The sequence below is a fragment of the uncultured Oceanisphaera sp. genome (genome assembly GCF_947495715.1).
Lineage (GTDB): Bacteria > Pseudomonadota > Gammaproteobacteria > Enterobacterales > Aeromonadaceae > Oceanimonas > Oceanimonas sediminis.
In genome coordinates this window covers 19,391-32,990 of the sequence record NZ_CANLZU010000008.1, presented here as the reverse complement: position 1 = coordinate 32,990, position 13,600 = coordinate 19,391, and the positions used below count along the sequence as shown (strand labels likewise).

The 13,600-nt window shown below is 57.7% G+C and carries 12 protein-coding genes; 6 read left to right on the top strand and 6 right to left on the bottom strand.

Annotated features, from left to right (window positions below):
• Nucleotides 1-193: 193 nt before the first annotated feature.
• Nucleotides 194-1,081 carry a LysR family transcriptional regulator gene (locus Q0753_RS06450; RefSeq protein WP_298718689.1) on the bottom strand — a complete coding sequence of 296 codons (888 nt, stop codon included), beginning with the start codon at nucleotides 1,079-1,081 and terminating at the stop codon, nucleotides 194-196.
• 90 nt (nucleotides 1,082-1,171) lie between these two features.
• Between Q0753_RS06450 and Q0753_RS06445 the strand changes: the two genes are divergently transcribed.
• Nucleotides 1,172-2,347, top strand: a complete 1,176-nt coding sequence (locus Q0753_RS06445; protein ID WP_298718687.1) for an MFS transporter — start codon at nucleotides 1,172-1,174, stop codon at nucleotides 2,345-2,347.
• A 64-nt stretch (nucleotides 2,348-2,411) separates the two neighbouring features.
• Here Q0753_RS06445 and Q0753_RS06440 read toward each other — a convergent pair whose 3' ends face one another.
• On the bottom strand, nucleotides 2,412-3,050 hold the full coding sequence (locus tag Q0753_RS06440; RefSeq protein ID WP_298718685.1) for a 3'-5' exonuclease: 639 nt from the start codon (nucleotides 3,048-3,050) through the stop codon (nucleotides 2,412-2,414).
• Nucleotides 3,051-3,266: 216 nt separating this feature from the next.
• Here Q0753_RS06440 and katG point away from each other — a divergent pair, with 216 nt between their 5' ends.
• Entirely contained in the window at nucleotides 3,267-5,498 is a 2,232-nt protein-coding gene (gene katG / locus Q0753_RS06435; protein WP_298718683.1) for a catalase/peroxidase HPI, read from the top strand.
• Nucleotides 5,499-5,800: 302 nt separating this feature from the next.
• On the opposite strand, the gene Q0753_RS06430 is transcribed toward katG, so the two are convergent.
• The 4 genes from Q0753_RS06430 to Q0753_RS06415 all read right to left on the bottom strand — a co-directional run bounded on the left by Q0753_RS06430 (nucleotide 5,801) and on the right by Q0753_RS06415 (nucleotide 8,669).
• Nucleotides 5,801-6,799, bottom strand: a complete 999-nt coding sequence (locus Q0753_RS06430; protein ID WP_298718680.1) for a ribonuclease Z — start codon at nucleotides 6,797-6,799, stop codon at nucleotides 5,801-5,803.
• Between the two features lie 18 nt (nucleotides 6,800-6,817).
• Nucleotides 6,818-7,141, bottom strand: coding sequence for a cupin domain-containing protein (locus Q0753_RS06425; RefSeq protein WP_298718678.1), 324 nt, complete (start codon nucleotides 7,139-7,141; stop codon nucleotides 6,818-6,820).
• Between the two features lie 69 nt (nucleotides 7,142-7,210).
• Nucleotides 7,211-7,645, bottom strand: coding sequence for a potassium channel family protein (locus tag Q0753_RS06420; protein WP_298718676.1), 435 nt, complete (start codon nucleotides 7,643-7,645; stop codon nucleotides 7,211-7,213).
• A 154-nt stretch (nucleotides 7,646-7,799) separates the two neighbouring features.
• A complete protein-coding gene (locus Q0753_RS06415; protein ID WP_298718674.1) occupies nucleotides 7,800-8,669 on the bottom strand; it encodes a LysR family transcriptional regulator in 870 nt (289 codons plus the stop codon).
• Nucleotides 8,670-8,760: 91 nt separating this feature from the next.
• Here Q0753_RS06415 and Q0753_RS06410 point away from each other — a divergent pair, with 91 nt between their 5' ends.
• The 4 genes from Q0753_RS06410 (at nucleotide 8,761) to Q0753_RS06395 (ending at nucleotide 13,518) form a co-directional block, all read left to right on the top strand.
• A complete protein-coding gene (locus Q0753_RS06410; RefSeq protein WP_298718672.1) occupies nucleotides 8,761-9,261 on the top strand; it encodes a lactoylglutathione lyase family protein in 501 nt (166 codons plus the stop codon).
• A gap of 174 nt (nucleotides 9,262-9,435) precedes the next feature.
• The gene (ybiO, locus tag Q0753_RS06405; protein ID WP_298718670.1) at nucleotides 9,436-11,751 is read left to right on the top strand and encodes a mechanosensitive channel protein; all 2,316 of its coding nucleotides are present in this window, start codon (nucleotides 9,436-9,438) and stop codon (nucleotides 11,749-11,751) included.
• A gap of 275 nt (nucleotides 11,752-12,026) precedes the next feature.
• Nucleotides 12,027-12,602 carry an NADPH-dependent FMN reductase gene (locus tag Q0753_RS06400; RefSeq protein ID WP_298718668.1) on the top strand — a complete coding sequence of 192 codons (576 nt, stop codon included), beginning with the start codon at nucleotides 12,027-12,029 and terminating at the stop codon, nucleotides 12,600-12,602.
• A complete protein-coding gene (locus tag Q0753_RS06395; protein ID WP_298718666.1) occupies nucleotides 12,595-13,518 on the top strand; it encodes a pirin family protein in 924 nt (307 codons plus the stop codon). Before Q0753_RS06400 ends, Q0753_RS06395 begins: the two co-directional genes overlap by 8 nt.
• Nucleotides 13,519-13,600: the final 82 nt, after the last annotated feature.

Genomic DNA, 13,600 nt, shown 5'->3' with positions numbered 1-13,600 from the left:
CTTTCAAGCAGCACAAAAACCTGGCGATGACCTGTTAACTGCGGCCCCCTCTTCGTACCTACCTTCATGATGGCCTCCTTGTGCCGACAAGTGTCGACCGGTCGGCCCGATATTCAAGGACCACCGGCGACTCGTTCAAATATGGCACGAGTATGGCGACTAAACATGCTCGCCAGGCGCAGTCCCCCGGGATTTATAACTCAAGCCGAGGCTCTATATAGTCGAGAAAGGCCGATATCCGTGATGACAACGCCGTATTACGGTAATACACCGCCTGTACCCGCTCTCGCGGATTGGGGTTGATGAGATCCGTCTCCAGAAAATGAACCAGCCGTTGCTGTTTCAGATCTTCAGCAATCATGAACCGGGATAACAGCGCAATGCCCTGCCCCGCCAGACAGAGCTGGCGTATGGTTTCACCACTGCTGGCAACGATGGCAGGACGGATTTCCGGCGGTACCAGCAGTGGCCAGCGATTAAGGTGGGCAGCATCGGTAAACCCAATAATATCGTGGTGTTTCAGTGCCGCCGTGGTTTCCGGTATTCCGGCCCTGGCCAGATACTCGGGGCTGGCAACCAGATGCAGGGGGCTTCTGCCCAGCAGGCGGGCATGCAGGTTAGAGTCTTCCAACCTGCCGATCCTGATCGCCACATCGGTTCGCTTCTCGATCAGATCAATGATGTTCTCATTAGCCACCAGTTCCAGCTGTATCTGCGGATAGGCCTGCCGGAATCCACCGATGAGCGGCACCAGCTGATGCAGAATAAAAGGCGTTGCTGCATCAATTCGCAGTCGTCCGGCAGGAGAACCTTTTAGCGACCGGAGGTGTTCTTCCGCCTCGGCCAGCTGGTTCAGCCCGCCTCTTACCTGTGCCACAAACAGCCGCCCCTCTTCGGTCAGCTCCACCCGCCGGGTCGTACGATTAAGCAGCGTGCAGTCCAGCTCGGTTTCCAGCCGGGCGACCGCCCGCGAAACCCGGGCCGTCTGTATGTCCAGCACCCTGGCCGCCGCCGAGAAGCCGCCACTGTCGATAATGGCCATCAGGATCTCCAGATCTTCGGTGCGCGATATTATTGCCATAATTGATATAGTCTTTTGTGGTTGGTGCTGTTTTTGTAATAAATACCAGGCGGCATACTGCGCCGCAACTTCAATCACGCGGAAACCATTATGCCTCTCGCGCTTTTTGCTCTGACGCTCAGTGCATTTGCCATCGGTACCACCGAGTTTGTTATTGTCGGTCTGGTACCCACTATCGCCCAGGATCTGGGCGTCACCCTTCCTTCGGCCGGCTTGCTGGTCAGCCTGTATGCGCTGGGCGTGGCCATCGGCGCCCCGGTGCTGACAGCCTTGACCGGGCGCTGGAACCGAAAAACGGTGCTGCTGTCGGTCATGGCGTTGTTTGTAGCAGGCAACCTGTTGGCCTGGATGGCCCCCAGCTACTCATTGCTGATCACCGCCCGCATTCTAACCGGGCTGGCGCATGGGGTATTCTTCTCGATAGGCTCGACCATTGCCACCGGACTGGTCAGCAAAGAAAAGAAAGCCAGTGCCATCGCCATCATGTTTACCGGACTGACGGTCGCGCTGGTGACCGGCGTGCCTCTCGGTACCTGGATTGGCCAGAATGCCGGCTGGCAGGCCACCTTTCTGGCCGTTTCGGTGCTGGGGCTGATCGCTCTGCTCGGCAGCGCACTGCTGATACCGACCAACCTGAAGCAGTCAGCCCCGGTTCGTCTCTCGCAACAGCTCGGCGTGCTGACCCAGCCACGACTGCTGCTGGTATATGCCATGACGGCGGTGGGCTATGGCGGCACTTTCGTGGCCTTCACCTACCTGGCGCCGATACTGGAACAGGTAGCCGGCTTCGAGTCCGCCGCCATCGGCCTCATCATGCTGGTATACGGCGTATCCGTAGCCGTCGGAAATATCTGGGGTGGACGTCTGGCCGACCGGCTCGGCCCGATCAAGGCGCTGTACATTATCTTTTCTGCGCTGGCGCTGGTGTTACTGGTGTTCACCTTCACTGCCGGTCATCAGCTCGCCGCCGTGCTGACCGTGTTAATCTGGGGCGCTTTTGCCTTCGGTAACGTGCCCGGTTTGCAGGTTTATGTGGTTCAACTGGCCGAGAAACATACGCCACATTCGGTAGACGTGGCGTCGGGGCTCAACATCGCCGCGTTCAATGTCGGGATCGCATTTGGCTCTGTTATGGGTGGCGTCATCATAGAGCGTATGTCATTGACAGATACGCCCTGGGTTGGAGCCTTGATCGTGGTGCTGGCCCTGTTGCTGACTCTTTGGTCCGGTGCTCTGGATAAGCGGGAGCAGCTTCAGACCCTTTAAAATATGCGGGGCCTACCCGGTTCGCAAATCATGTGACGCATACCGCAACAGACCCGTACCGGTTTCAGATCGGCGGCAGCAGCTGCGGTGACCTGTGGGCCAGGACCTGATACACCCGCAGGCCGGCATAAGCATCGTTGGCGGCATAACGCTGCTGGGCGGCAGATAACGACTCTGCCGCCCAGTTCGACAGCGTCACCTTTCTGGACTTTGGCAGATACTCGCCCAGCACAATGGCCACCGCAGCCTGCAACCCCACTTGCTGGCGATACCCCAACCGCTTGACCGCTCCCGACAGCTCAATGGTGGCGTGCAGCTCCACCCCCAGCAGGCGCTGCACCGGCCCCCGATCCGACTTGAGCCCGAATCCGACCTTGATGATGTGTTGCGACTGCATGATGTCGGCCAGCAGTTCCCGGCCTGCTTCATTGTCCGCCAGGTGGCGTGCCGCAAACAAAAAACCGTGTTCGGGCGTCGCCAGCTGTACCAGATGCGGGCCGGTGCTGGCCTCACCCACCATAAAGGTCGGCTTGCTCTCGGTATCAAAACCGAGGTGGCTGTATTTATTCAGCTGCTCTCGCGCAAAACGCGCGTCTTTCTCCGTCTCAACCAGATGAATATGATCCAGTGACAGGCCGCTAAACTCGGGGAGTGCGCGCATGGCCTGTTTGGTGGGTCTTTCTAAAAACTGACGTTCGTCCATGTGGCCTCATGTGATGGGGTTGAAAATGTCGGTGCCGCAGCGGACGATACACAGAAACTATCGCATTGATAAGGACAAGCAATTTAAGTTACCGGCACAGGAATGTTATACCTATCAGAACAAGACGGCGACAAGCCGGTGTAAACACCGGCGGTGACAAATCATCGGTTTTAATGAGCAGTTCAATTAGTATCACCAACTCTGGAGAAATAATTGATGAGCGAAAATAAACACGACGCAGGCAACGCCGGAAAATGCCCGGTCATGCACGGATCTCACACCAGCTTGGGTGACAAGGCCTCGGCCAATCGTCACTGGTGGCCAAACCAGCTAAACCTCAAGGTACTGCACCAAAACCCCGCCAACATGAGCCCCCTGGGCGAGCACTTCAACTACGCCGAGGCGTTTAAAACGCTCGATCTGGCGGCAGTCAAACAAGACCTGCATACCCTGATGACCGACTCGCAGGACTGGTGGCCGGCCGACTACGGCCATTACGGCCCCTTCTTCATTCGCATGGCCTGGCACAGCGCCGGCACCTATCGCATCGGCGATGGCCGTGGCGGTGCCGGCAGCGGCTCGCAACGCTTTGCCCCGCTCAACAGCTGGCCCGACAACGGCAACCTGGACAAAGCCCGCCGTCTGCTGTGGCCCATCAAGCAAAAGTACGGCAACAAGCTGTCGTGGGCCGACCTGATGATCCTGACCGGCAACGTGGCGCTGGAGTCCATGGGCTTCAAGACCTTCGGCTTTGCCGGTGGCCGTGAAGACATCTGGGAGCCGGAAGAAGACATTTACTGGGGCGCAGAAGAAGAGTGGCTGGCCACCAGCGACAAGGCCAACAGCCGCTACTCGGGCGATCGCCAACTCGAAAATCCGCTCGCCGCGGTGCAGATGGGCCTGATTTACGTCAACCCCGAGGGCCCGGATGGCAACCCGGATCCGCTCGCCTCTGCCCGCGACATTCGAGAAACCTTCGCCCGCATGGCGATGGACGACTATGAAACGGTCGCCCTCACCGCCGGTGGCCACACCTTCGGTAAAACCCACGGCGCCGGCGATCCCGCGCATGTAGGTCCGGAACCGGAAGCCGCCCCCATGGAAGAAATGGGCTTGGGCTGGATCAACAACCTGGGCAGCGGCAAAGGCGAAGACACCATTACCAGCGGTCTGGAAGGCGCCTGGACCTCTACCCCAACCCAGTGGGACATGAGCTACTTCGACACCCTGTTCGGCTACGAGTGGGAGCTGACCAAGAGCCCGGCCGGCGCCCACCAGTGGACACCGAAAGATGCGTCTGCCAAAGACACGGTACCGGATGCTCACCACCCAGGAAAACGCCACGCGCCCATGATGTCGACGGCCGACATGGCGATGCGGGAGGATCCGGAGTATCGCCGCATTTCAGAGCACTTTCATGCCAACCCGGACGAGTTCGCCGACGCCTTTGCCCGCGCCTGGTACAAACTGACCCACCGCGATATGGGCCCCATTTCGCGCTACCTGGGCCCCGAGGTACCGGCAGAAGAACTGATCTGGCAAGATCCGGTGCCGGTGGTCGAGCACGAGCTGGTGAACGAGCAGGACATCGCCGACCTGAAAAGCACGCTGTTGGCATCCGGGCTGTCGATCTCCGAGCTGGTGGCCACCGCCTGGGCATCGGCCTCCACCTTCCGTGGCTCCGACAAACGCGGCGGTGCCAATGGTGCCCGCCTGCGCCTGGCCCCGCAGAAAGACTGGGAAGCGAACCAGCCCGAGCAACTGGCCAAAGTGTTGAAGGTACTGGAAGGCATACGCAGCGACTTCAATAAGGCGCAAATCGGCAACAAGCGGGTATCGCTGGCGGATCTCATCGTACTGGGTGGCGCCGCCGCCATCGAGCAGGCCGCCAAGGATGCCGGCTGCCCCGTTGATGTGCCTTTTATACCCGGGCGCACCGATGCTTCACAAGAGCAAACCGACGTAGACGCCTTTGCGCCGCTCAAGCCACAAGCAGACGGCTTTCGTAACTATCGCCGCACCAAATTCACGGTGTCGGATGAAGAAATGCTGATCGACAAGGCGCAGCTGCTGCAACTGACGGCGCCACAAATGACGGCGCTGGTGGGCGGCATGCGGGTGCTGGATGCCAATTATCGCCAGTCGCAACACGGCGTCTTTACCCGACACCCACAAACCCTGAGCAACGACTTCTTCGTGAATCTGCTCGACATGAACACGGTGTGGCAGCCCGCCGCCGGTGAAGAGGATCTGTTTGAGGGACGTGACAGAAAGACCGGCAACGTGAAGTGGACCGCCACCCGGGTCGATCTGATCTTCGGCTCCAACTCCCAGTTGCGGGCGGTGGCAGAAGTGTATGCCCAGGCCGACGCCAAGGAGCGGTTTGTGTGTGACTTTGTTTCCGCCTGGAACAAGGTGATGCATTCAGACCGATTCGATCTGACCTGATGTAGAGCAACGCTCGAGTGATGCAGGCCCTACTTCGGTGGGGCCTTTTTCGTACCCGGGCTTCGCTCATGATCACCGCTCTCGTAGGTCCGATGTATTGGACTACCCTGTCGACAGGCAACGCCATTGGTCGAATACTCTCTATCGAAATAAGGCGACCCTACACGAAACGGTTGCCCGCTTATGCAGCGTACAGTGCCTCGTAGGGTAGATTTCAATCGACCAGCAGACCATCTGACAACACCATTGGTCGAATAAATTCGACCCTACGACAGTCAATACTGCGGCACCAATCGGCACATTTATCTCGCCGTCATCCCCGCGAAGGCAGGAGCTCCATCCTGCATACGACTCAGCTCCCCTTCACGATTCAGATGAAACACCTCCAGATCCCGGGCCAGAAACAGCTTGCCGCCGTAATGCGCCCTCGCCTCCTGCTCGATATCCCGGATGCTGATTCCCGGACCGCCATCTTTATAACGCGGGCTGAAATGGGTCAGGATCAGGTTTGGCACCGAGGCCTCGGCGGCAAATTGCGCGATGGCCATGGCCGAGCTGTGCTGCGGCCCGGGCCCCACCTTGCTGGCGATGGCCTGGGTAAAGGTCGCCTCGTGCACCAGCACATTGGCCGAATGAACACACTCGGCAAGCAGGGCCGGATTGTCGTTATCACCACCGATAATCACCTTGCGCGGTACTCTCATAGCCAGCTGGTAGTCATGGCCGTCAAGCACCCGACCATCCGCCAGCGTGACCCGCTCGCCCCGCTGCAGCCGCCCCCACTCGGGCCCGGATGCAATACCGTCTGCTTTCAGCTTTGCCACATCCAGCTTACGGGGCAATCCGGTCTCGACAAATTCATAACCAAACGACGGTACCCGGTGCGACAAGGGCAACGCCGAAATATCAAACCCCTTCATCGCCACGACTCCGGTCAGGGCCGCGACGTCGATAAAATGTAGCGAATAAGGCAAGGTCAGGTGCGTGGCCTGCTGAGTGGCCGCTATCCAGCCCTGCAGGGCGGCGGGCCCGATGATGGTGAGCGGCGCAGTGCGCCCCGACATGGCCGCGCTGGCCAGCAGACCCGGCAGCCCGTAGCAGTGATCGCCATGCATATGGGTGATGCAGATGGCCTGCAAATTATTCAGCGACAAGGGAGTATGCAATAGCCGGTGCTGGGTCCCCTCGCCACAGTCGATCAGAATCCAGGGCCTGGCACCAACCTTTTTCAGCGCCAGCCCCGAGACGTTGCGGCTCTTGGTCGGCGATCCCGACGAGGTGCCTAAAAAGATGAGTTCCATGTTTTGCTGGCCTCGGTCTTACTCTGCCGGGCTGAAAAAGATCGCCAACCACACGGTCATGTCGTTTGGGCGGGTATGGCTGACCTTATGCCGGCAATGGGCGGGAATATGAATGAAATCGCCGTTGTTGAGGGTAACAACCCGGCCATCTGCAAACGCCAGGGTGCCCTCGCCTTGCAGCACCATGACCCACTCGTCTTCATCCTGATCGTACCAACCCGTCTCGGGTGAACTGTGCCCCCTGGACACGATGCGCTCTATGCGAACATTCGGCGTGTTGAGCAGGTCAAGAAAATGCTCCCTCGACAGATCCGCAGGCATGTTTTCAGCGATGTTTTTCATGGCACTCTCTTTCGTGTCTCTCTTGGATACGGACTACTCTGCGATATTGAATCGTGTTGAATGAACCGGTTAGGTGTCTTTGCCAACGCCCCAGTGCCGTTGCATTTCAAAGTACAAAAATGAGGCCGTCCAGGTAATGAGTACCAGGCCGGTCAACGACTCTATGCCCGTTAAATACCTCAGCTCGCCATTGGGCTCAATGTCACCAAAGCCCAGGGTGGTGAACACCGTGAATGAAAAGTAGGCGCAGTCCATCAGGCTGCCATCGAAGCTTCCGCTCAAATTCCCCCAGCCATCGCTTCTATTCATTAAGTAATAGGCAATGGCAAATATCCAGATTTCGAAGGCGTGGGCGATTAACGAGCCGCAAACCCCAAACACGATGCGATAGCGATGGTTTATCTTCATGCTGGGAATGAACAGGGTGATACGGTAAAGAAATTCGTAATGCACCATCACGGATACCGCCACCACCAGGGTATTGATCAGAAATACAGAGATCATCCAGCCTCGCTCGCCCTTGATGTTGCCTGTTTCATCATACTACGCGATGAAAAACGAAAGGCATAAGATGTAATCCATGAAGTTGCACCGCCGTCGTGCTCCCCTATCTTTGTCACGCAACCAAATAGATACGTTATGCAGGGTCTGTTTGGTATTACAGCCATTTTCTCGCCTCGGCCATCACGCTGTGTACCCGGTTGGGCAAGGCACGGTTGCGGTTGACCCCGAGATAGAGGATCTCACTCACCGGATGACTCAATGGATGGCTGTTCACCCGCTGTGGTTGTTGAAACGCGGCCACCGCATGGGCCGGCAAGACGGTAAACCCCAGCCCCCTGCTCACCGGCTCCAGAATCAGGTTGATCTGGTTGGAAAATCCCTTTTTTTCAAACAGATTGCTGTGTTGAAACTCGGGGTAGTTGGCCCCCAGCAGCAGGCCGGCATGGTGGGCCCCGTCGGGATGATCGATAAAACCCAGCTGCAGCAAGGTGGACCAGCTGGGGTCCTTCACCGTCGCCGGCGTGACCAGCAGCAGGGATTCTTCGGCAATGGGCTGGCAACGTACCTCATCCAGCGTGGCGAGGCGGGTCATAAAGCCGACGTCCACGCCATCGCTCGCGATGGCTTTTTCTACGTCGGCGTTGGGTGCAAAGCGATAATCGATAATCAACCCCGAGTGCCGGCATTGCAGCTCCAGCAGATGAGGATACAACTTGAGGCCCACACTGCCCGGCGACATCAGCCGCACCAGGCCCTCATAGGGAGGGTCTTCCCCCACCAACTGCTCAAGGTTGGTCAGCGAGCGAATAATCGCACGCGCCTCACGATACAAGCGCTCGCCCGCCTCGGTCAGCGTGAACTGCTTGCCTTGCCGGATCAGCAGGGGTCGCGCCAGCTGCTCTTCAAGCTTTTTTACATGCTGGCTCACGCCGGATTGCGTCATGTGCAGCCGCTCTGCGGTGCGGGTGAAATGCCCCACTTCGACCAGGGTGCAAAAGCTTCGTAGCCAGACCGGATTAATCATAACCAAACATACTCATCTTCATGACAGATGATAATTTTACGTAATCATCAGGCCTTTGTAATCTGATACCAACCAATCAGGAGAACAAACCATGGCTAACGTATACCCGAGAAACTTCTCACACATCGGCATTTCGGTACCCGACCTGGACGCCGCCGTTACCTTCTATACCGAGGTGATGGGCTGGTACCTGATCATGGCGCCTACCGAGATCACCGAAGATGACAGCGCCATCGGCGAAATGTGTACCGAGGTATTCGGCGCACAATGGAAAAGCTTTAAAATCGCTCACCTGTCCACCGGCGACCGCATTGGCGTAGAACTGTTTCAGTTCAACAATCAGGTCAACCCGGAAGACAATTTCGAGTACTGGAAAACCGGCATCTTCCACTTTTGCGTGCAAGACCCGAACCTAGAAGAGCTGGCCGAGCGCATTGTGGCCGCCGGCGGCAAAAAACGGATGGAAAAGCCGCGCTATTACTATCCCGGCAAAAAGCCCTACCGCATGATCTACATGGAAGACCCGTTCGGCAATATTCTGGAGATTTACAGCCACAGCTACGAGCTGATTTACAGCGAGGGCGCCTACTGAGGCGGTGACAGCAAGCGTGTGGGTGGCTTTTCTTTGCGCCGCGGCTTTGCAAGTGATTGAAATTTAACACGTCATTTTCTATGTGTTACCCTGCCCAATCGCCTTGTTTATTCGTGAATATTTATATAAGCAATGAAATAAACCCACACGCTGACCGCCAACCGGAGGCCACTGGTGAACCTGTTTTCAAGACTCACTCTGCTGACCCTGTGGCTGCTCTGTGCTCCCTTCTCGAGTATGGCGCATGCCCAAACCCAGGATACCACCACGGCTCCGCCTTACGATGCCCTGGCCGAGATACTGGAAAACGAGCAATCCCGCCAAAAACTGATCGATGAACTACGCAGCATGGCCGAACAACAGGCCCCTTCGACCAAGGCAGCGGCCAGTGACGCTGCCGAACCGGCCGAGCCCACCCTGCCCAGCCAGTTGGCTGAAACCACCAGCCAGATTGCCGGCGGTCTCGGCGATCAGCTCAATAACCTGATCGAAGTGACGACGAACCTGTTGGACGGCAATGTAGCAGGTGACAATGGCCGTTTCGATACGGCCGCCTTCATGAGCGCCAGCATCAATCTGGGGCTGGTGATACTGGCCACCCTGGTGCTGTTCTGGCTGCTACGCCGACTGGCCGGCCCCTTGTTCAGACGCCTCGCTCACTGGTCACGTCACGGAGAAGGTAAAACGCCGGTACTGCGGCTGGTGGTATGTGTGGCGCTGGCCAGTGCCGTCGATGTACTGGCCGTGGCGCTGGCCTATGTGGGCGGTAACCTGGTGGCGGCCTTTATGGTGGGAGAAATCGGCGAGCTGACCACCCAGGCGTCGCTGTTTCTTAATGCCTTTATGGTGATCGAGCTGCTCAAGGCCGGGCTGCGGATGCTGTTTTCTTCCCGTTATGAAGGGCTGCGGCTGTTACCTGTCGACTCAAGCGAAGCTGAATACTGGAATCGCTGGCTGGCCCTGCTCATCGGCCTGGTCGGCTATGGTGTTATGGTGCTGGAACCCCTGATCAACATCAATATCTCGCCCACCCTGGGCCAGAGCGTGAATACGCTGATCATGTTTGGTGCCTTCTTCTATGCGGTGGCGGTGATCCTGAAAAATCGTCTGCGACTGCGCCATGCCATTCGTGCCAGAGCCGAAAAAAGCACCATTGCCGCGGGCCAGTTCAGTCTGATCCTGCTGTCTCGCACCTGGCATCTTATCGCCCTGACCTACTTTCTGGTGGTGCTGGTGTTAACGCTGCTCAGCCCGGCAGAAGCCCTGCCCTTTGTGCTGTTTGCCACCCTCAAGACTCTGGGCATAGTGGTGCTGGGCATACTGCTTTCCAGCCTGCTGAGCCAGACCATAGGCCGACGCATTACCCTCTCGGCCGAATTGCGCCGCAAGCTGCCGCTGCTGGAGGCACGAATCAACAGCTATGTGCCCAACGCCCTGCGCTTTCTTCGCTTGTTGATCGTCATTGCCGCCATTCTGCTGGTACTCAATGCCTGGCAGGCATTGGATCTGGCGGCCTGGTATGCCTCCGAGTCCGGCGGCAAGCTCATGGGCAAGTTGATTGGGGTTGCCATCATACTGTCTGTGGCCGCCGCGCTCTGGGTCGCCTTTGCCAGCATGATTGAGCACAAGCTCAACCCCGAAACCGGCGGTGGCGAGCCTTCTGCCCGGGTGCAAACCCTGCTGTTGCTGTTTCGCAGTGCGCTGGCGGTCACCCTGGTGACCATGACCGCCATGATAGCGCTGGCGGAGATCGGCATTAATATAGGTCCGCTTATCGCCGGTGCCGGTGTGCTGGGCCTGGCCATCGGCTTTGGTGCCCAGAAACTGGTGCAGGACATCATTACCGGTATCTTCATCCAGATAGAAAACGCCATGAATACCGGCGACGTGGTGACGGTGGGCGGCATTACCGGCACCGCCGAAAAGCTCAGCATTCGCTCGGTGGGCATTCGTGATCTCAGCGGCACCTACCACATCATTCCGTTTTCCAGCGTGGATACGGTGTCCAACTACATGCGCGAGTTCGCCTTCCATGTGGGTGAATACCGCGTGGCGTATCGCGAGAATATAGATGACGCCATCACGCAGCTACAGAACGCCTTCGACGAACTGGCCGCCAGCGAAGACAACAAGCACGAGGTACTGGCGCCGCTGGAAGTGGCCGGTGTGATCGCCCTGGCCGACAGCTCGGTCAACATCCGGGTACGTATCAAGACTACCCCGGGCATGCAATGGGCAGTAGGCCGCGCCTATAACCGACTGGTGAAGCTGTACTTCGACAGCGCCGGCATCGAAATCCCCTTCCCCCACAGCACAGTGTATTTTGGTGTGGGCAAAGAAGGCGAAGCGCCCTCTGCCAACCTGCGGGTGATGCAGCAGGACTTCGATATCGATGGCCGTCCCGGCGGGCATGCCAGATCCGGTGAACAGGTGATGGCGGAAAAGGCCAAGCCGGCGGTCTCTGACGATGCGCCCAACGACAACCACTGAGCCAGACTCCATACGCAACAAGGCCGGGCAATGCCCGGCCTTTTTTATATGAGCGCCGCTCAGACCGCCGGTTGCACGGGGCGGGGTTTCGGGCTGACACTCATGATCACAGGGCCAGCATGACGAGCCGATGTTCCACCCGCACCTTGTGTGCCGAGCCTTGTGTGCCACCCTTTCAAGAAGCAGTAACAGGAACACCGCCGTTTTAGTCTGCAAAATACGTCAATCAGGCTGAGCGCAGGCACACCCTGCTTCACTTTATCCGGAGGTTAATCATGAGCAATAAAACTCGCATCGTCGCCTTTTCGGGCAGCTTACGTAAGGACTCATACAACACGGCAGCGATTCGGGTGGCCATGGAGATGGCACCAGAGAACTGTGACATTGAACTGCTCGATATCGGTACCCTGCCGCTGTACAACCAGGAGCTGGATGGCGACAAGGCACCGCAGGCCGTGCTTCAGCTGGCAGAAAAGGTGATGGCCGCCGATGCCATTCTGTTCTCTACGCCCGAGTACAATTACTCGGTGCCCGGCGTATTAAAAAATGCCATCGACTGGTTGTCCCGACAGAAGCCACAGCCCTTTGCCGGCAAGCCCGCCGCCATCATGAGTTCAAGCATAAGCTTGTTCGGCGGTGCCAGAGCGCAATACCATCTGCGCCAGATCATGGTGAGTCTCGACGTACATTTCGTGAACAAACCCGAAGTGATGATCGCCGGCGCTCATGATAAATTCGATGACCAGGGACGGCTTGCAGACCCCACTAGCCGCGACTTTATCGGTAAGTTGATCACATCCTTGATCACACTGACTCACACACTCAAGCCTTCGGAGACCACTCATGAGTAACCCACGGCAAACGGTAACAGAGCAGTGTGATCTGGTGGCCGGATGCGGTGCCATTCAACAACTCATTCACCCCAGAGACAAGGATCTCGGCGGGTTTTGCGTGCGCAGAACCCTGCCCAATCAGGCCATCAGGCAAATTGGCCCCTGGGTGTTTTTCGACCACATGGGGCCTGCCACCTTTGCCGTCGGAGACGGCATTGATGTACGGCCTCACCCCCACATCAATATTGCCACCGTTACCTATTTGTTCGAGGGTGAGATAGTGCACCGGGACTCCATTGGCAGCGAACAGCTGATTCGCCCCGGCGATCTCAACCTGATGGTGACGGGGTCGGGCATGGTTCATTCCGAACGGGAGCCGCCGGAGGTGAAAAACAGGCCTCATACGGTGCATGGGCTGCAGCTCTGGCTGGCCCTGCCGGAAAAGGACGAAGAAACGGATCCTGCCTTTTACCACTACCCCGCCGACGACTTGCCCAGGGTGAACCTGAATGACGTGTCGGTCCGGATCATGATGGGAGCGGCTTATGGTGCAATATCACCCGTGCGGACATTCAGCCCGACGCTCTATATCGAGGCCCGGTTAAAAGAAGGACAAACCCTCGAATTGCCGAATGCGGCCCAGCGAGGCCTGTATGTGCTGAACGGCGACATCAGCCTGCGTGACACCCGGGTGCCTCGGCATACCATGGTGGTACTGAATGATGATGAAGATGTCGTCATCAAAGCCGAACAAGACACCCAAATAGCGCTGATTGGGGGTGATGATATCGGCAGTCGATATATGGACTGGAACTTCGTGTCCAGCAGCAAAGAGCGCATTGAGGCGGCAAAAATGCAATGGAAGGCGCGACGGTTCCCCATCATAAAAAACGATGCCGACGAGTTTATCCCCTACCCGACCAGCAAGGGATAAATACAGGGGCTGACGGCGAGCGAGCCCGCATGGTAACTCGCCGCCATCGGTTTTTTATAAACAGCTACCAGCCCCGTGCCGA

Excerpts from the sequence above, each read along its gene's own strand:
- Q0753_RS06425 (WP_298718678.1), bottom strand. The coding sequence starts at position 7,141 with ATGAAAAACATCGCTGAAAACATGCCTGCGGATCTGTCGAGGGAGCAT.
- Q0753_RS06395 (WP_298718666.1), top strand. The coding sequence starts at position 12,595 with ATGAGTAACCCACGGCAAACGGTAACAGAGCAGTGTGATCTGGTGGCC.
- Q0753_RS06420 (WP_298718676.1), bottom strand. The coding sequence starts at position 7,645 with ATGATCTCTGTATTTCTGATCAATACCCTGGTGGTGGCGGTATCCGTG.
- Q0753_RS06400 (WP_298718668.1), top strand. The coding sequence starts at position 12,027 with ATGAGCAATAAAACTCGCATCGTCGCCTTTTCGGGCAGCTTACGTAAG.
- Q0753_RS06410 (WP_298718672.1), top strand. The coding sequence starts at position 8,761 with ATGGCTAACGTATACCCGAGAAACTTCTCACACATCGGCATTTCGGTA.
- Q0753_RS06440 (WP_298718685.1), bottom strand. The coding sequence starts at position 3,050 with ATGGACGAACGTCAGTTTTTAGAAAGACCCACCAAACAGGCCATGCGC.
- katG (WP_298718683.1), top strand. The coding sequence starts at position 3,267 with ATGAGCGAAAATAAACACGACGCAGGCAACGCCGGAAAATGCCCGGTC.
- Q0753_RS06445 (WP_298718687.1), top strand. The coding sequence starts at position 1,172 with ATGCCTCTCGCGCTTTTTGCTCTGACGCTCAGTGCATTTGCCATCGGT.
- Q0753_RS06450 (WP_298718689.1), bottom strand. The coding sequence starts at position 1,081 with ATGGCAATAATATCGCGCACCGAAGATCTGGAGATCCTGATGGCCATT.
- Q0753_RS06415 (WP_298718674.1), bottom strand. The coding sequence starts at position 8,669 with ATGATTAATCCGGTCTGGCTACGAAGCTTTTGCACCCTGGTCGAAGTG.
- Q0753_RS06430 (WP_298718680.1), bottom strand. The coding sequence starts at position 6,799 with ATGGAACTCATCTTTTTAGGCACCTCGTCGGGATCGCCGACCAAGAGC.